The sequence below is a fragment of the Acinetobacter sp. AR_0276 genome (assembly GCF_003000705.1).
Taxonomy (GTDB): Bacteria; Pseudomonadota; Gammaproteobacteria; order Pseudomonadales; family Moraxellaceae; genus Acinetobacter; species Acinetobacter nosocomialis.
Genome location: NZ_PSQO01000004.1, coordinates 2,667,785 through 2,684,807 on the forward strand (window position 1 = coordinate 2,667,785; position 17,023 = coordinate 2,684,807).

13 protein-coding genes are annotated in these 17,023 nt (G+C 39.6%); 8 read left to right on the forward strand and 5 right to left on the reverse strand.

Annotated elements, in window-relative coordinates; translation table 11 throughout:
- Positions 1-5: 5 nt before the first annotated feature.
- The gene (locus tag CSB87_RS13605; RefSeq protein ID WP_000624644.1) at positions 6-815 is read right to left on the reverse strand and encodes a cytochrome C assembly family protein; all 810 of its coding nucleotides are present in this window, start codon (positions 813-815) and stop codon (positions 6-8) included.
- A gap of 140 nt (positions 816-955) precedes the next feature.
- On the opposite strand from CSB87_RS13605, the gene ffh reads away from it, so the two are divergent.
- A complete protein-coding gene (gene ffh / locus CSB87_RS13610; protein ID WP_004888555.1) occupies positions 956-2,365 on the forward strand; it encodes a signal recognition particle protein in 1,410 nt (469 codons plus the stop codon).
- A gap of 49 nt (positions 2,366-2,414) precedes the next feature.
- Here the strand turns inward: ffh and CSB87_RS13615 are convergent, their stop codons facing one another.
- Both CSB87_RS13615 and CSB87_RS13620 read right to left on the reverse strand, forming a co-directional pair.
- Positions 2,415-3,149 carry a pantothenate kinase gene (locus CSB87_RS13615; RefSeq protein ID WP_004888554.1) on the reverse strand — a complete coding sequence of 245 codons (735 nt, stop codon included), beginning with the start codon at positions 3,147-3,149 and terminating at the stop codon, positions 2,415-2,417.
- A 15-nt stretch (positions 3,150-3,164) separates the two neighbouring features.
- Positions 3,165-3,917 (reverse strand): biotin--[acetyl-CoA-carboxylase] ligase, encoded by a 753-nt coding sequence (locus tag CSB87_RS13620; protein ID WP_004888550.1) that lies wholly within the window; start codon positions 3,915-3,917, stop codon positions 3,165-3,167.
- A 30-nt stretch (positions 3,918-3,947) separates the two neighbouring features.
- On the opposite strand from CSB87_RS13620, the gene CSB87_RS13625 reads away from it, so the two are divergent.
- From CSB87_RS13625 to CSB87_RS13655, 7 genes are all read left to right on the forward strand, one after another.
- Positions 3,948-4,751 carry a sulfite exporter TauE/SafE family protein gene (locus CSB87_RS13625; protein ID WP_004888547.1) on the forward strand — a complete coding sequence of 268 codons (804 nt, stop codon included), beginning with the start codon at positions 3,948-3,950 and terminating at the stop codon, positions 4,749-4,751.
- A gap of 249 nt (positions 4,752-5,000) precedes the next feature.
- Positions 5,001-5,696, forward strand: a complete 696-nt coding sequence (locus CSB87_RS13630; protein ID WP_001047228.1) for a GntR family transcriptional regulator — start codon at positions 5,001-5,003, stop codon at positions 5,694-5,696.
- A 10-nt stretch (positions 5,697-5,706) separates the two neighbouring features.
- Positions 5,707-9,156, forward strand: coding sequence for a chromosome segregation protein SMC (gene smc / locus CSB87_RS13635; RefSeq protein ID WP_004888542.1), 3,450 nt, complete (start codon positions 5,707-5,709; stop codon positions 9,154-9,156).
- Between the two features lies 1 nt (position 9,157).
- Positions 9,158-10,195, forward strand: a complete 1,038-nt coding sequence (locus CSB87_RS13640) for a cell division protein ZipA C-terminal FtsZ-binding domain-containing protein (protein WP_004888538.1) — start codon at positions 9,158-9,160, stop codon at positions 10,193-10,195.
- A gap of 94 nt (positions 10,196-10,289) precedes the next feature.
- Positions 10,290-12,326, forward strand: coding sequence for an NAD-dependent DNA ligase LigA (ligA, locus tag CSB87_RS13645; RefSeq protein WP_009499930.1), 2,037 nt, complete (start codon positions 10,290-10,292; stop codon positions 12,324-12,326).
- A gap of 254 nt (positions 12,327-12,580) precedes the next feature.
- Positions 12,581-13,045: a heteropolymeric bacterioferritin subunit Ftn gene (gene ftn, locus CSB87_RS13650; RefSeq protein WP_001214863.1), complete on the forward strand. Its 465-nt coding sequence runs from the start codon at positions 12,581-12,583 to the stop codon at positions 13,043-13,045.
- 293 nt (positions 13,046-13,338) lie between these two features.
- A complete protein-coding gene (locus CSB87_RS13655; protein WP_002050338.1) occupies positions 13,339-14,532 on the forward strand; it encodes an MFS transporter in 1,194 nt (397 codons plus the stop codon).
- Positions 14,533-14,599: 67 nt separating this feature from the next.
- Here CSB87_RS13655 and CSB87_RS13660 read toward each other — a convergent pair whose 3' ends face one another.
- Both CSB87_RS13660 and otsB read right to left on the reverse strand, forming a co-directional pair.
- Positions 14,600-16,030 carry an alpha,alpha-trehalose-phosphate synthase (UDP-forming) gene (locus CSB87_RS13660; RefSeq protein WP_004888531.1) on the reverse strand — a complete coding sequence of 477 codons (1,431 nt, stop codon included), beginning with the start codon at positions 16,028-16,030 and terminating at the stop codon, positions 14,600-14,602.
- Positions 16,018-16,869: a trehalose-phosphatase gene (gene otsB, locus CSB87_RS13665; RefSeq protein WP_004888530.1), complete on the reverse strand. Its 852-nt coding sequence runs from the start codon at positions 16,867-16,869 to the stop codon at positions 16,018-16,020. The genes CSB87_RS13660 and otsB overlap by 13 nt, the downstream gene beginning before the upstream one ends.
- Positions 16,870-17,023: the final 154 nt, after the last annotated feature.

The following is a 17,023-nucleotide window of genomic DNA, read 5'->3' on the forward strand; positions in this document are numbered from 1 at the left end:
TTGTTTTATCGGCCCAATATCATCTCAAGCACAAATTTACTGCCAATAAAGCCGATCGCTAAAAGGGCAAAACCAATTAGGGTAAAACGAATCGCTTTTTGACCACGCCATCCGAGTTTGTAATGGCCAATGAGTAATGAGCCATAAATAATCCATGAAATAATACTAAATACCGTTTTATGAGCGAGATGCTGAGCAAAGAAACTATCAACAGTTAAGAAACCAAACGCCAGAGCAATGGTTAATAAAATAAAACCGGTAATAATTAAATCAAATAACAAGGACTCCATGGCCTGAATGGGCGGGAGTAAATTGACCCAGAAGCGTTTTTTTTGTTTCTTTTTGAGTTCACGGTTTTGGAACCATATCAAGATTGCATGTATGGTTGCCATGAGTAGAACCGCATAGGCCGAAAGTGAAAGAATAATATGCGTATCTAAGCCTAATGAGTGTTGTTCAATAAACTGATTTGGTTTACTAAATGCAAAACCTAAAATAAGACCAATGGCTGCTACAGGAATGCCTAATAAGTTTAAAGGTACAATCGGACGAAAAGTACTAAAAATTAAACTTAACAACAACATAAGCCATGATGTAAAAGAGACTAAATTAAAAACATCATAGTTAATTCCTAAAGGCGTGAGCATTGCATGGCATAGAACTGTGCCGTGCAGTAGCAGGGCCAAGGTCGTAACAAGAGCAAATAACCATGGGTTTGGTTCACGTTTTGACATTAAACGTATGAACAGATACCAGAAAGAAGTGGTATATGCGATGAGTGCCAAAATTGTGTAAACCAAGGGGAGGCTAATCATGTCAAACCTTTTTCAGGATTAATTCATCTAGATAAGATATAAATTCGCTGCGAACTAAAGTATCCTATAGCATTCTATGCATAAATTTTCTATTTCGAGAAAGATTTTTTTGCAACTAGCCATTTTAAGCGGATTTTGCAATGTTTGATACCTTAACAGAACGACTCACGCAGAGTTTAAGAAATGTTACTGGCTCAGGGCAGCTGACCGAAGACAATATTAAAGATACCTTACGTGAAGTACGTATGGCTCTTCTTGAAGCCGATGTCGCGTTACCTGTAACTCGTGAATTTATCGCGAAAGTTAAGGAAGAGGCATTGGGCCAAGAAGTGATGACCCAGTTATCTCCAGGCCAGGCATTTGTAAAAATTGTCTATGACGAACTCACCAAGATGATGGGTGAGGCAAATGAAACACTGGATTTAAGTGCTAAGCCTCCAGTTGTTGTATTGCTTGCTGGTTTACAAGGTGCAGGTAAAACTACAACTGCTGCCAAGCTGGCACGTTTCTTAAAAGAACGTCAAAAGAAAAAAGTAATGACCGTTTCTGCCGACGTTTACCGTCCGGCAGCGATCAAACAGTTAGAAACTGTATCAGTAGAAGTTGGTGCAGGCTTTATTCCTTCAGATCCTTCTGAAAAGCCTATTGATATCGTTAACCGTGCAATTGAACAGGCAAAGATCCAGTTTGCCGATGTGTTGATTGTCGATACAGCAGGTCGTTTACATGTCGATGAAGACATGATGGACGAAATTAAAGAATTGCATGCAGCAGTTAAGCCGACTGAAACTCTGTTCGTGGTTGATGCTATGACAGGTCAGGATGCTGCAAATACTGCTAAAGCATTTAACGATGCTTTGGCACTTACGGGCGTGATTCTTACTAAAACTGATGGTGATGCGCGTGGTGGTGCGGCACTTTCTGTACGTGCGATTACTGGTAAGCCAATCAAGTTCTTGGGTATGGGCGAAAAGCTTGATGCCTTAGAGCCATTCCATCCGGATCGTGTTGCTCAACGTATTTTAGGTATGGGTGACGTACTTTCTTTAGTCGAAGAAGTTGAACGTAAAATCGACAAAGAAAAAGCCGAAAAAATGGCGAAAAAATTGCAAAAAGGCGGTAGCTTCAACTTTGAAGATATGCTGATGCAATTTGAGCAAATGAAAAAAATGGGCGGCATGATGGGCTTCTTAGACAAGTTGCCTGGCATGAGCGGTGCAGGAATCCAGCAAGCGATTGAGCAAGCGAATCCTGAAAAACAAGTCAAAAAAATGGAAGCAATTATCCAATCGATGACTGTTAAAGAACGCCGTAACCCAGACCTGATGAACCCAAGTCGTAAAAAACGTATTGCGGCAGGTTGTGGTATGGATGTTGCTGAAGTGAATAAGCTTATTAAGCAACAAGCGCAAATGGCTAAAATGATGAAGAAGTTTGCGAATCCATCTGGTATGAGCAAAATGATGCGTTCATTAGGCAATATGCAAAAACAATTTGGCGGTGGTGGCGGTATGGGACCACTGTTTGGTAACAACGACCAAAAGAAATAAAACCATAAAATAAAAGGCGCTTAGAGCGCCTTTTATTTTGTTCTGTATTTTAGTCTTTAGGATAATGAGCAATATATTGTTGTAGCCCTTTAAGCAAAAGATCTTTTTCAACAGTTGGCTGGTACTTCTGTAGAAATTTAGCAAAAAGAGGAGCATCTCCACCTGTGAGGAGCAGCTTTTTAGGATATTGCTGCATGATGCTCTCAATCGTACTAATAAGACCTAACAAAATACCGTGATGCACTGCATCGACTGTGTTATTGCCCGGGTTCAGATTATCAAAAGCTGAATCGGGAATTTTAATACCTTTGGTATTTTGAATCAGTGCGTCGCGTTGCAAATACAAATTAGGTAGAATATAACCGCCTAAATGCTGTTTGCCCTTGGTTAAATCAATCGTGAGCGCTGTTCCGCAACCAATAATGCAATAATTTTCTTGTTCCTCTGCAACAGCCAATACTTGTAACCAGCGGTCAATCCCGAGCTGACTCGGGACTTCATAGCCACATTGTAAGCCTGCATATTCCGAATGAACTTTGGCAAAAACAACAGGAATTTCAAGCCATTTTAAAATCTGCTGAATACGCTGATTGTTTTCGGTATCGAGAACCGAAGAAATCCCAATACGATGTAAACCTTGATGCTTAAAGTGTTGGATTAATCCAAGTAATAAATCGGCAGGCGACTGCAAATGTAACTCAGCTGCATGCTCAATAATTTGCTGATTCTCAGTAATCCAGTATTTTAAACGGGTGTTTCCGATATCAAGCCATAAACTTTTCATGGGGAAAATACCTGATTACTGAGTTGATTGTGGTCTTAAACGACCTTGATAAAACTGCTGTGGTTCCGGAGTTTCAAGAATGACCGCACCTTCATTAGAAATTCCAACAAAACGGCCATGTACCAATCCTTGACTATGTTCGAATTGAACTAACTGATTCAACCAAGCTGCATGATGGTTAAAACGACCTGCCAAGTTGTAGCAACCATGATCAAACCAGCGAGCTGCATTTTGAATTGCCACATAGAGTTCTGAAATGAGTTCAAGCCGACTCATTTGCTCTAGACCTAAATCTTCTAAAGAGGTGATTGGCTGGTCACTATCAGTCACTGGTGGTGTTTTTAAATTAATACCCACGCCTACAATAGCCTGATGCTGAGAAAGTGGTTCGACCAAAATTCCACCCCATTTCCCATGCGCACTATACAAATCATTTGGCCATTTCACTTGTAAGCTCAAAGCTTGCAACTGCGGGATTTGCAAAATATTTAGAGCAACTTCAAGTGCTAAGCGACCATCTAAGGGTGTTCGAGTTTGCACCAATGTGCTTAAATAAATGTTTCCTTCAGGTGAAATCCACTGCCGTTGATGTTGACCTCGCCCTTGAGTTTGTTGAGCACTGCAAACCAAGCCTGTTGTAATGCCTTTTTGGGCAATTTCACGAATATCATCATTGGTCGAAGTTGTGGTTGCTTTTAATAAAACCACTTCTGGAAGCTGGTTTTTTGCGCTTAAAAGTTGTTGTAGTTGGCGAGTCTCTAAATCCATGTTGAATATGAGCAGAGTGGTAAAACATTTATGGAGTTAATCATATATTTACTCATTGGCGCAATTGCTGGTTTTACTGCCGGATTGTTTGGGGTTGGTGGTGGACTAATTATTGTACCAATCCTCTATGTCGTTTTTACCCAGTTGCACTATGACCCGGCAGTAATCATGCATATTGCAGTCGGAACCTCCTTAGCAACCATTATTGTGACGTCTTTTAGTTCTGTTTCTGCCCATCATAAAAAAGGTGCAGTTCTTTGGCCTGTTTTTCGTAATCTAGCACCCGGTCTTGTGCTGGGCTCATTTTTAGGCGCAGGCATTGCCGATCTTTTATCTGGTCAGCATTTACAGCTTCTGATTGGTGTGTTTGCAGTTGTGATGGCCTATCGCATGTTTAAAGGCGCAAATGTGGTTGTTGACCCAACACGTCAGCTCCCTTCAACACCTATGCAATTTATGGCAGGTGGTGGTATTGGTATCGCCTCTGCAATTTTTGGTATTGGAGGCGGTAGCTTAACTGTTCCATATTTAAACCGTCATGGTGTAGTCATGCAAAAAGCAGTCGCGACTTCTGCCGCTTGTGGTTTACCTATTGCTGTAGCGGGTGCAATTGGCTTTATGTGGTTTGGTGCTAAAGAGCACATTTCTGTACCTAATACGATTGGATATATCCATATCTACGCTTTTATTGGTATTAGTGTCATGAGTTTTGTCACTGCTAAACTTGGGGCTAAGGTTGCCCACGCATTGTCACCACAAATGCTAAAAAAATGCTTTGCTTGCTTGTTAGTCGTGGTCGGCAGTTACTTTATTTATAAAGGTTTTACGAATTAAAAACGTTTTATTAAAAATATATAGAAAAGAAAGCTTAGACTCTCACGGTTTAAGCTTTTTTTATTTGAAGACTTGAAAAGATTAAAGGTGAGTTTTTCATCCGATTTCTGTATGGATTTTGGGTGGGTTGGCTTAAAATGCAATAAAATTGTCAGACAATGACATAGTTTTTAATGGATGGGATCAGTTAAAAACAAGGATGCGAAAGAAAAGCATGGATTAATGCATATAAAAAGTAGCGGGTGATTTATGAATCTCGAAGAGACAGAGAGTCTTTCTGAGCAAATTGTCAAATATATTAGCGAACAGATTATTAGCGGCGAATTGGTCGAAGGCGAACGCATACAAGAGCTTCGTATTGCGAAAGAGCTTGATGTAAGCAGGGGGTCAGTTCGTGAAGCATTATTATTGCTTGAACGTACGCATCTCATTGAAATTTTTCCGCGACGTGGTGCAATTGTTTCGGAAATGTCGGCACAACAGGTCAAAGCGTTATTTGATACAAATATGATGTTATTGGGGCATATTGTACAACGCATCAGTGAAACATGGCGCGCCCATGAAGCTGATCAATTACAGCTCTTGTTAGAACAGCTTCTTGAGCATGTAAAAGCAGGCGATATCGAAAAATTCTACGATGCTATTTTCCAATATCTTGCTGAACAACAAGATATGGTCGGTAATCCTTATTTAATGAAATTTTATAAAGAATTATTACCATCATTACGTCGTAGTTATTTTTTGACGCTAAATACCTCTAAAAGGGAACTGCAAGAAGCGTTTGCATTATTTAAACTCGTGACTGATGCAATTTTGATCCGAAAATCACAACAAGCCGCTTTATTTATGGAAGATTTTTGTCGACACTTACGTAACCTTGTGTTGGAATCGCTGACACGAATGAAACAGATTGAATTGGCTTGGGCGAGACGCTCACGCCGCTAGTTAGGGCATTATGCGTTTAAGCAGTTTAAAACTTTCCGGCTTTAAATCTTTTGCAGATAGTACAACTTTAAATTTTAAGGCGAACCGCACAGCAGTGGTTGGTCCAAATGGTTGTGGCAAATCCAATGTTATTGATGCGATCCGCTGGGTGATGGGTGAGTCAAACGCTCGTCAGCTGCGTGGTGGTAGCATGCAAGATGTTATTTTTACCGGAACATCCAAGCGTAAACCAGTGGGTGTTGCCAGTGTAGAACTGCGTTTTGACAATACCTATGGCAAATTAGGTGGAGCTTATAACGCTTATAATGAGCTCGCAGTTCGTCGTCAGGTGACTCGCGAAGGTAAATCTGAGTATTTCTTAAATGGTACACGTTGTCGCCGCCGTGATATTACTGACATTTTCTTGGGAACAGGCTTAGGGCCACGCTCTTACGCAGTTATTGAACAAGGCATGATTAACCGCTTGGTTGATGCCAAACCTGAAGAAATGCGTATTTTTATTGAAGAAGCGGCAGGTGTTTCCCGTTATCAGGCACGTCGCCGCGAAACCTTGCAACACCTTGAACATACGGAGCAAAACCTTTCACGCTTGGAAGATATTGCGTTTGAGTTAAAATCGCAGCTTAAAACGCTTAAACGCCAGTCAGAAGCTGCGGTTCAATATAAAACCTTAGAAAACCAGATTCGTACCCTAAAAATTGAAATTTTGTCTTTTCAGGCAGAGAAAAGTGTACGCCTACAAGAAGAATATACCGTTCAAATGAACGAACTGGGGGAAACTTTTAAATTAGTTCGTTCAGAATTAAGTACGATTGAACATGATTTAGAATCTACCAGTGCTTTATTTCAGCGACTTATTCAGCAATCTTCACCACTACAACAAGAATGGCAACAAGCCGAAAAAAAATTATCTGAGCTGAAAATGACTCTGGAACAAAAACAGAGTTTATTTCAGCAAAACAGTACAACCCTTGTTCAATTGGAACAACAAAAAGCTCAAACGAAAGAGCGTTTACAGCTTTCTGAATTACAGCTTGAAACGCTGAATAGTCAGTTAGAAGAACAAAATGAAGCTTTAACAGCAGTTGAGCATACAGCAGCTGAAGCAGAGCAAAATTTTGCCGGTTTACAATCACAGCAGCGGCAAGCACAGCAACAATTTGAGCAAGTAAAAGCTCAGGTTGAAAAACAACAGCAGCAAAAAATGCAAATGTCTGCTCAAATCGAGCAATTAGGCAAAAATGTTCAGCGCATTGAACAGCAAAAAGAAACACTGCAACATCAAGCAAACCAGATCCAATCGCAAGTACACGAAGATGAACAAGGCGAGCTTGAACAACTACAGCAGCAGCTTTGTCGTGAAATCTCAACGCTAGAAGCTGAAATTGAGCAGTTTGTGCAACAGATTGAACAGTCTCAACAAGCGCATCAGGCAACTAAAAATCAGCAACAAGTACTGAAAACTGAAATACAGGTTTTATTATCTGAGCAGAAAAACTTAAACCAGCTTGTTGCTAAACAAAGTCCAAAGCAAAATCAAGATACGCTACGTTTAATGCAGGCTCTAGAGTTAACAGAGCAGGGCAAACCACACGCACAAATTATTGAAAAGTTTTTAGCAAAATGGTTACTGGCACATATTGTTGAAACTGAACAAGCCTTTCAGGAAGGAATTGCTCGTCAGTTAAAACCTTCAGAGCAATCAAGCGAATTTAAGGGGAACCTGTCTTGCTTGAATGATTGGATTGCATCACCACAGCTATCAATATTCTCAAATGTAGCGATTGTACAAGATTTATCTCATGCATTAAATGAACAAAAGCAACTGCAATATGGCCAGTCTATTTTGACTTTAGATGGTTATCATGTTGGGCAAGATTGGGTAATTGCTCTTATGTATGATGACGAAAGTCAAAGTGCGCAAGGTATGCTCAGTCATCGTATTCGTCTAGACGAAATTGAACAAGTTCTTCAAAAGCAGCAACCAGCATTACAAGCATTAGATGAAACGGTAGTTCAGCAAAAAGAAAAACTTACACAGCTACAAGCTGACTTACAGCAGAAACAACAAACCATTAAACAAAAACAAAAAGACTTGCAACAGCTAGATATTCAAATTGCTAAACAGCAAACCGCAGCACAAGCATTTTTATTGCAAAAACAACAATTGAAAGATCAACTCGCTCAATTAGACATGCAGCTTGAAGAAGATGCGATGCAAAAAGATGATCTGGAAATTGATTTGCATGCATTGGCAATGAAGCTTGAAACCATTTTACCTGACTATAAAACTTTGCAATTTCAGGTAGAAGAATTAACAGAGCAGCTTGAAGAACAGCAACAAGTCTTGCAACAGCAACAACAAGAACGTGAGATTTTACGCCGTAATAGTACGCAGACAACTCAACAGATTGAGTTACTTGAAAAAGATATTTCGTTCTTGCAGAGCCAATATCAACAAATTACAGCGCAAATGGAACAGGCGAAAAAGTTTGTTGACCCTATTCAGTTAGAGTTGCCAAACCTTGAGTCAGAGTTTCAACAACAATTTGCTCAAACCGAAAAGCTGCAAAAGACATGGAATGAATGGCAGATTGAGCTTAATAGTGTCCAAGAGAAGCAACAAACGCTTACAGACCAACGCCATCAATACCAACAGCAAGATGAAAAGCTTAGAGAGCAGCTTGAAGCCAAACGTTTAGCATGGCAAGCAGCCAAGTCGGATCGTGAACATTATCAAGAACAGCTCAAAGAGTTAAATGCCGAGCTTCAAACGGGCTTGAAAATAGATTTAACTGAACACCAGCAAAAACTAGAAAAAGTACAGAAACAGTTTGAAAAAATCGGTGCAGTTAACTTAGCTGCTTCACAAGAGTTTGAAGAAGTTTCTCAGCGTTTTGATGAGTTGAGCCATCAGATTCAAGACTTGGAAAATACGGTAACTCAGTTAAAAGATGCGATGAAAAGCATTGACCAAGAAACCCGTAAGTTGTTTATGTCGACTTTTGATCAGATTAATCAAGAGTTACAAAATCTATTTCCAAAAGTTTTTAATGGCGGTGAAGCCAGTTTAAGTCTTGAGGATGATTGGCAATCTGGGGTTAAGCTCATGGCGAGACCACCGGGTAAGAAAAACAGTTCTCTAGCATTACTTTCCGGTGGAGAAAAAGCGTTAACAGCGTTAGCATTAGTATTTGCTATTTTCAGGTTAAATCCGGCACCGTTTTGTGTACTCGATGAAGTGGACGCTCCACTCGACGATGCGAATGTACAGAGATATTGTAATTTGGTAAAAGAGCTTTCTGAACATGTACAATTCATTTACATTACACATAATAAGCTGGCGATGACCATGGCAACTGACTTGTTGGGTGTAACCATGCCTGAACCGGGTACATCAAAATTAGTCACTGTCAATTTAGAACAGGCAAAAGAATACGGGTTAGTTTCGGAGTCATAGAATGGAAATCAATACGATTATTGGCATCGTTGTTGCCATTATTATCATGCTAATTGGCTTAAGAATGATTTTAAAAAAGCCGAACCATGCTGAACCCTCGCTAGACAGTGATTTACATATTAATCCTGAAAGTAATCAACCAGTTATCCCTCGTCATGTGCGAGATCAACTTGAACAGCCAGAAGTTGCTGTTACGTCAGCAGCCGTTGCTGAACGCGTGGAACCAACTTTAAACGAGCAGGAACAGCCAAAAGAAAAGGAAACAAAAGAAGTAGAACAGGCTTCCCAAGCTCAAACAGTCCAGACACAAGTACCCGTTGAAAATACGCCAGTAGAAGTAGAAGAAGTTAAAGCTGAAGAAAATACTGTTAGCCCAACTGTAAGTGAAAATAGTTCAGTTGAGTTAACTGATACCGTTTCTGCTGAACCAGAAGTTGTTGGCTCATCAGAACAAAAAGTTGCAGAAGAGCAGCCGAAAACTGAGCCAGAATTAAGTTTAAACCCAAATATTGAAACGGCTGAAATTGCCGAATTTGAAGGTGAAAGTAATATTCTGGATGTACATCTACATGAGCAACAGCGTTTTGACGACGAAAGTGCGTTGGCAATGGCTGAACAGATTATTGCATTAAATGTCTATCCAAATCCGCGCCGTGCATTATCGGGCGATAAAGCACTGAAAGTACTTTTAAAATATGGTTTACGTTACGGTGAAATGTCTTGTTTCCATCGTTATGAAAATACAGATGAACCAAGTGCACTCATGTTCTCTGTACTTCGTATGACCGATAATGGTCCTGCTGGTTTCGATTTAGAAACTTTATCTGCTGAACAAGTTCAAGGCTTGGCATTTTTCCTTGCACTTCCAAACAGTAAAGCCGTGACAGGTTTTGACATGATGACCAGTATTGCAGGCCTGATTGCTCGTGAAATTGATGGTAAGGTTTATGATGAAAATAACCTTGAGTTTACGCCACAGTTAAAAGAACATTGGCGCCATCATGTGATTGATTATCGTCCAGCACAGGCAACAGCCTAGTTTAAATTTTTGGTATAGGTTGCGATAATTGTAAAATATCTAGTCGCAGCTCAGGGTGGAGAAATTTCCACCCTTTTTTATGGTGAATAAAATAATGGCAATAACTTCCGTGATCGAACAGATGCGTCAGCTTATTCAACTGATTGCAAAGCATAACCATGCCTACTATGTCATGGATCAGCCGACAATCTCGGACAGTGAATATGATCATTTATTTCATCAGTTAAAAGCTTTAGAAGAGCAGTATCCGGAACTTGTACAAGCCGATTCACCAACAACGAAAGTAGGTGGTCAAGCGCTTTCAAAATTCGAAAGTGTGACGCATGTGGTGCCAATGCTTTCACTGGGTAACGTATTTAATCAAGAAGATTTATTTGCATTTGCACGCCGTGTAGAAGAGCGACTACCAAACCAGAAAGTACAATATGAAGTTGAGTTAAAACTCGATGGTCTTGCAATTTCACTATGGTATGAAAATGGCGTACTGGTTCGTGGTGTAACTCGTGGGGATGGTGAAACTGGCGAAGATATTACTCAAAACGTTAAAACCATTCGTAACTTACCTAAAGTTCTGCATTCAGAAAAATACGAAATTCCGCGCTTGCTCGAAGTACGGGGTGAAGTACTCATGCCGAAGTCTGGTTTTGAAAAACTCAATGCCGATCAGGAAGCAAAAGGGGAAAAAACCTTCGCTAACCCTCGAAACGCAGCTGCAGGAAGTTTAAGACAACTTGATCCGAATATTGCTGCTGGCCGACCTTTGGCATTTTACGCGTATGGAATTGCACAATGTGAACCAAATCATGGCCTCACCACTATGCATGATAGCTTGCAATGGTTAACGGAACTTGGGTTCCAAATTGCTGAGCGTCAGTACTTGTGTAATTCAATTCAAGAAGTACAGCAGCGCTATGAGCAAATTCAGCAAGAGCGTCCAAACTTGCAAGTTGAAATTGATGGCATGGTGGTGAAGGTTGATGACCTAAAACAGCAACAGCAGCTTGGTTTCTTAAGTCGTGAACCACGCTGGGCAACTGCTTATAAATTCCCAGCTCAAGCTGCTCTTACGACTGTTGAGCAGATTGACTGGCAAGTAGGGCGTACAGGGACTTTGACCCCTGTAGCACGCTTAAATCCTGTTTTTGTAGGTGGTGTAACTGTTTCTAATGTCACGTTGCATAATATTGGGGAAATTCATCGTCTAGATGTACGTGTTGGCGATACGGTAAGTGTATATCGTACGGGTGACGTGATTCCTAAAGTAGAAAAAGTTTGGCCAGAGTTCCGTCCTGCTGAAGCAGAAGTTGTTCATTTACCAGAGTCCTGCCCAGTATGTGCTTCGCCTGTAGTGATGCCTGAAGGTGAGGCTCTTGCACGTTGTTCAGGCGGTTTATATTGTGCTGCACAGCGTATTGAAGCCATTCGTCACTTTGTATCGCGTAAAGCGATGGATATCGAGGGCTTGGGAGATCGTTGGGTAGAATCTTTATTACGTCTCGATTTACTTAAAGATGTGGCTGATATTTACCATTTGCATGAACACAGAGAAACACTGTTGGGCATTGAAAAAATGGGAGAAAAGTCAGTACAGAACTTAATAGATGCGATCGAAGCAAGTAAGAAAACAACTCTAGCACGTTTTATTTATGCCTTAGGTATTCGTGGAGTAGGTGAAACAACGGCTAGAATGTTAGCAAATACCTTCCAAACGCTTGAGGCCCTTAAAGCTGCGAATGTAGAAGCTTTGAAGAAAACCCCAGATGTAGGGGATATTACAGCAGAGTGGATTGCTGATTTCTTCTTGGCACCGCATAACATTGAAGTACTTGATCGTTTAATTGCCGCGGGTATTCATTGGGATGCGCCAACTGCACCAACACGCCAGCCCTTAAATGGTGAAAGCTGGGTACTTACAGGCACATTAGAGCAAATGACTCGTGATCAGGCCACTCAAATGCTACAAGCATTAGGGGCGCGCGTAAGCGGTAGCGTATCAAGCAAAACGAAGTGTGTGGTTGCAGGTGAAAAAGCCGGTTCAAAATTAGAAAAAGCTGCGAAATTAGGTATTCCTGTCATGAATGAAACAGATTTCTTATCACTCATGGCGAGTTATGGGCAGACTTTGAGCTAAAAGACTTAGCGAAATAAGAACCATTGATTTTAGTTACAAATTTATAAATTGATGGTTTATGCCATATTTGAACGCTTGTCTGAGCTTATAAATCGGACAAGCGTTTCTTTTTGCAAAGGAAATTTAAATAACTTAAACTGCAAATGCGTATGTTTCTCATTTTAATTTGATAAAAATCATAAACTTAACTATTTTTTATTTTGCAATCATTTTTAAGTTTGCCCATAATAGACTCATACGATAGGAGATTTATTATGCGTGGCAATCCAGAAGTCATAGACTATTTAAATATGCTCATTGGCGGAGAGTTGGCTGCCCGTGATCAATATTTAATCCATTCTCGTATGTATGAAGATTGGGGCTTAAATAAGATTTATGAACGTATTGACCATGAGATGCAAGAAGAAGCTTCTCATGCCGATGCAATCATTCGTCGTGTATTGTTTTTAGGTGCCAAACCAAACATGCACCGTGAAGATATCAATGTTGGTACAGACGTTGTATCTTGCTTAAAAGCTGATTTAGCACTTGAATATCATGTGCGTGAAAAATTAGCGACAGGTATTAAACTTTGTGAAGAAAAAGGCGACTACATTAGTCGTGACATGTTACGTCAACAATTATCAGATACTGAAGAAGACCATACTTATTGGCTTGAAAAACAGTTGCGTTTAATTGAACTGATTGGCCTGCAAAATTATATTCAGTCTCAAATTTAATGATGTGAAAAACCCAGCTTAAGCTGGGTTTTTTATTGGCTCATTTTAATAAAATGAAGTCACTGATTAGATGTTAATAATGTCAAATTGAATATATTCAAAGCCTTACTATATAAGGCTTTGGCAGTTACAAAAAAGTCAGAAAATTTGTATCAGACCCCATGTTTTTTTTGTGGAATTGGATATAATTTCGCCAACAAAAACCCTTGCCTGGAACTTAATAAGGCAGGGGTTTTTCTATGGGGAATCGGTTGGTATGGATCGCCAATGGTTTTATGGTGAGCTTCGCGTATATGTTATTTTCCAAACCTGCTGTTTTAGATACAGCTACTCTCTTAAGCACACAACGATTAGCAACTCGTCTTAGCTTTTTTAGCTTGGGCTTTGCGATATCTGCTTGGGCACCACTCATTCCGTATGCACAGCAACGTTTAAACCTAAATCATGCAAATTTTGGTTTATTGCTGCTTTGTATGGGAATCGGCTCAATGATTGCTATGCCTGCGACAGGGGCTTTAGTTAAGCGTTGGGGATGTCGTCCATTAATTGCTGTGGCGACCATACTCTTAATGGTGTTACTACCAAGTTTAACGATCTGGCATAGTCTTGTATCGATGGCTGTGGCGTTATTTATTTTTGGTACAGCAGCAGGCAGCCTTGGCGTAGCTATTAATTTGCAGGCAGTTGTGGTGGAAAAACACAGCTTACGTGCGCTCATGTCTAGTTTCCATGGTATGTGCAGCCTTGGTGGTTTAATAGGCGCCATGCTCGTCACCACGCTACTAGCAATTGGCCTTTCACCACTCATGAGTACGCTATCTGTGGTCATGATTTTAATGGTCGTGAGCTTTGTTGCTATTCCATCTGCTTTAACAACATTTGAGCAAGATGAACAAGGTGCAGCTGAAATAACTGACGCACCTAAAAAAACTTCGCGCCCGAATGGTGCGATCCTGTTGATTGGAATGATGTGTTTTATTGCTTTCTTGTCAGAAGGTGCAGCAATGGACTGGGGTGGTATTTATTTGACCAGTAAATATCATCTTAACCCTGCTTTTGCTGGGCTGGCCTATACTTTCTTCGCGCTTAGTATGACAAGTGGTCGTTTTGCAGGGCATCTCTTGTTAAAACAATGGGGTGAGAAAACTATTGTGACTTATAGTGCAATTGTTGCAGCCCTTGCTATGGTTACTATTGTGATGGCACCTGTTTGGCAAGTTGTCGTATTGGGTTATGCACTTTTGGGTTTAGGCTGTTCTAATATTGTACCAGTCATGTTCTCTCGTGTTGGACGCCAAAATGATATGCCGAAGGCTGCGGCACTATCTTTAGTGTCAACGATTGCTTATACAGGTTCATTAAGTGGTCCCGCCTTAATTGGCTTGATTGGCCAGTGGACCAGTCTAACCACAGTGTTATCTGGGGTAGCGGTTTTATTAACTATGATTGCCATACTCAATCGCTTTACTCTTGTAAAGGCAAAATAACTTAAGTCAATTTACCAACCGATAGAACATCGAGAAAAACTTCTCGATGTTCTATAAGCTTAAATCATTACAAAACATGATAGATGGGTTGGTACTTGTCTTGTAATGACAACTTAGTCTTCGTAAAGGTTGGAGCATTTTCAAGATCTTTCAAGAAATTATTTCTCCAATCGCTAAGGTCAGTGGCTGCTAGACCTTCTATTAACTGTTCATAACGATTAATACGTTCAGCTTTAGGCATCTCTAGAGCGGTTTTTAGAGTATCCATCATCGCTGCCCGATCTAATGGGTCAACAATTAAGGCCTGAGTCATTTGCTCAGCAGCACCGGCATATTTAGATAAGATCAGCACACCTGGGTTCTCTGGATCTTGAGCCGCAATATATTCTTTTGCGACCAAGTTCATACCATCCCGTAATGAGCTAATCCAGCAAATATCAGAACGACGATAAATATGCATCAAACTGTCATGTTGAACAGTGTCGTAGCAACAATCAATTGGACGCCAGTCTTCGTGTGCAAACTCTTCATTAATCAGTTCTAACTTGGTTTTAAATCGTTGGTATAAGCGTTGATAAGCCGGAATATCTGTACGTGAAGGTGTTGCAACTTGAAGGTGGCGTACCAGTCCATGATATTCAGGGTTAGTTTCCAAGAAGGTCGCAAATGCATTGAAGCGTTCAAGCAGACCTTTTGAATAATCAATCCGGTCAACGCCAATAATGGTTTTTTGACGTGGTATATCTTCAAAGTTAAATACATTGGGAGTATGAAATGCCTGTTGTGCTTGGCGCTGAATAAGGTCTGGTTGCACGCCAATAGGATAGGACTTTATGAGTACTTGACGTTTTTTATAGCTGATTCGGTCACTTAGTATTTTTTGAGCTTCAAGTAAGCCCATACACGTTTGCATACAGGTGTTTTGATCGGCTTGGGTTTGTAGGCCAACTACATCATATTGGCAAAGGTCTTGTACCAACTGCAGTGCAACTGGAATTTTGTGCCAAATGTTTAAGCTTGCGAAAGGAATATGCAAAAAGAAACCGATTTTATTTTGCATACCTAATTCACGACAATGACGAGCTACACTAAAAAAGTGATAGTCATGTACCCAAATCAGATCATCAGGCTGAGCAATCTCTTTTAATTTTTCAGCAAATAAACGGTTAACCCTTTGGTAAGTATTATATTCTTCAGCATCATATTCGATCAATTCATCTCGATCATGCATGGCAGGCCATAAAACTTTGTTAGCAAAACCGCAGTAGTACTGTGCATATTGCTGATGTGTAAGAGGGCAGGTAATGTAGTCAATTCCATGAGAATATGCCTGATCGAATTCAGGCGCTTCAGTATCGGTAATTTGCTGACCGTTCCAGCCTAACCAAATGCCGTTACTGTCATTTAATGCGTCTTGTACAGCTACTGCAAGGCCACCTGCTGAGGCCTTACCTGATGGCATACTTATTCGATTCGATAACACGATTAATTTAGACATATTTGTTCTCCATTCTGATCTTGACTATTTTTGACGTATAACTTTTTTATTTTTTCTAGAAAGAAAAAAAGAAAATTAGAAACGCTGTTAATATCTTTTAATCTATATTGAGCTTCTGTTTCACCAGAACCTACTTTAATTGAAGTGCCAAATTGTTGATTAATAAAAGTGAAACCCGATTCATCCGTTAAATCATCTCCAATAAATATTGGGTGAATTAATGGTAAATTAAGATGGTCTAATATTGTTTGAATTGCTTTACCTTTATCTGCCTGTTTAGGTAATAACTCAATGACAAATTTACCTCTATTTAATTTTAATTGAGGATAGAAATATTTAATTTGTTGCATAATATAAATTGCATTATCTTCTAATTCTGGTTTTTTTCGATAATGTAAAGCAATAGAATGTCCTTTATCCTCAATTAATAAATCGGGATATTTTTCACAAGATTTTATAATATCTTCTTTTAATTTTTTGAAATTAATATTGCTTAAATCTGGACGAATATAATTGTCGGAATCAAAATAAATATCTAAGCCATGTAAGCCGGCTATAGGAATTTCAATAGACTGAAATAGCTTACTAGCTGTTTCAACATCACGTCCTGTTACAGCAATCACTGGTATATTTAATTCAATAATTTTTTTTATAACTTCTAATGTAGTATTAGGTATAAAACTATGCTCAGGATGAACTTGAAATGGAGCTAATGTTCCATCAATATCCAGAAATAAACAATAATTTTTATCTATAGGTAAGGTGTTTATAATATCGTTGGGTGTAACAAAATATGTATCTTTTTCTCTCCCGTCAGATATTTCACTTTGAGTATTCATATTAATCCGCCCATTATTTTGATCATTAATTAATCTTCTAACATTAAAATGAATTGATGAGTCATTTTTTTTAATAAAAAAACATAAGTATTAACATTAATTACATTGCACAATGGATTTATGGGGGAAGTGTGGATTATGTTGTTTTTTGATT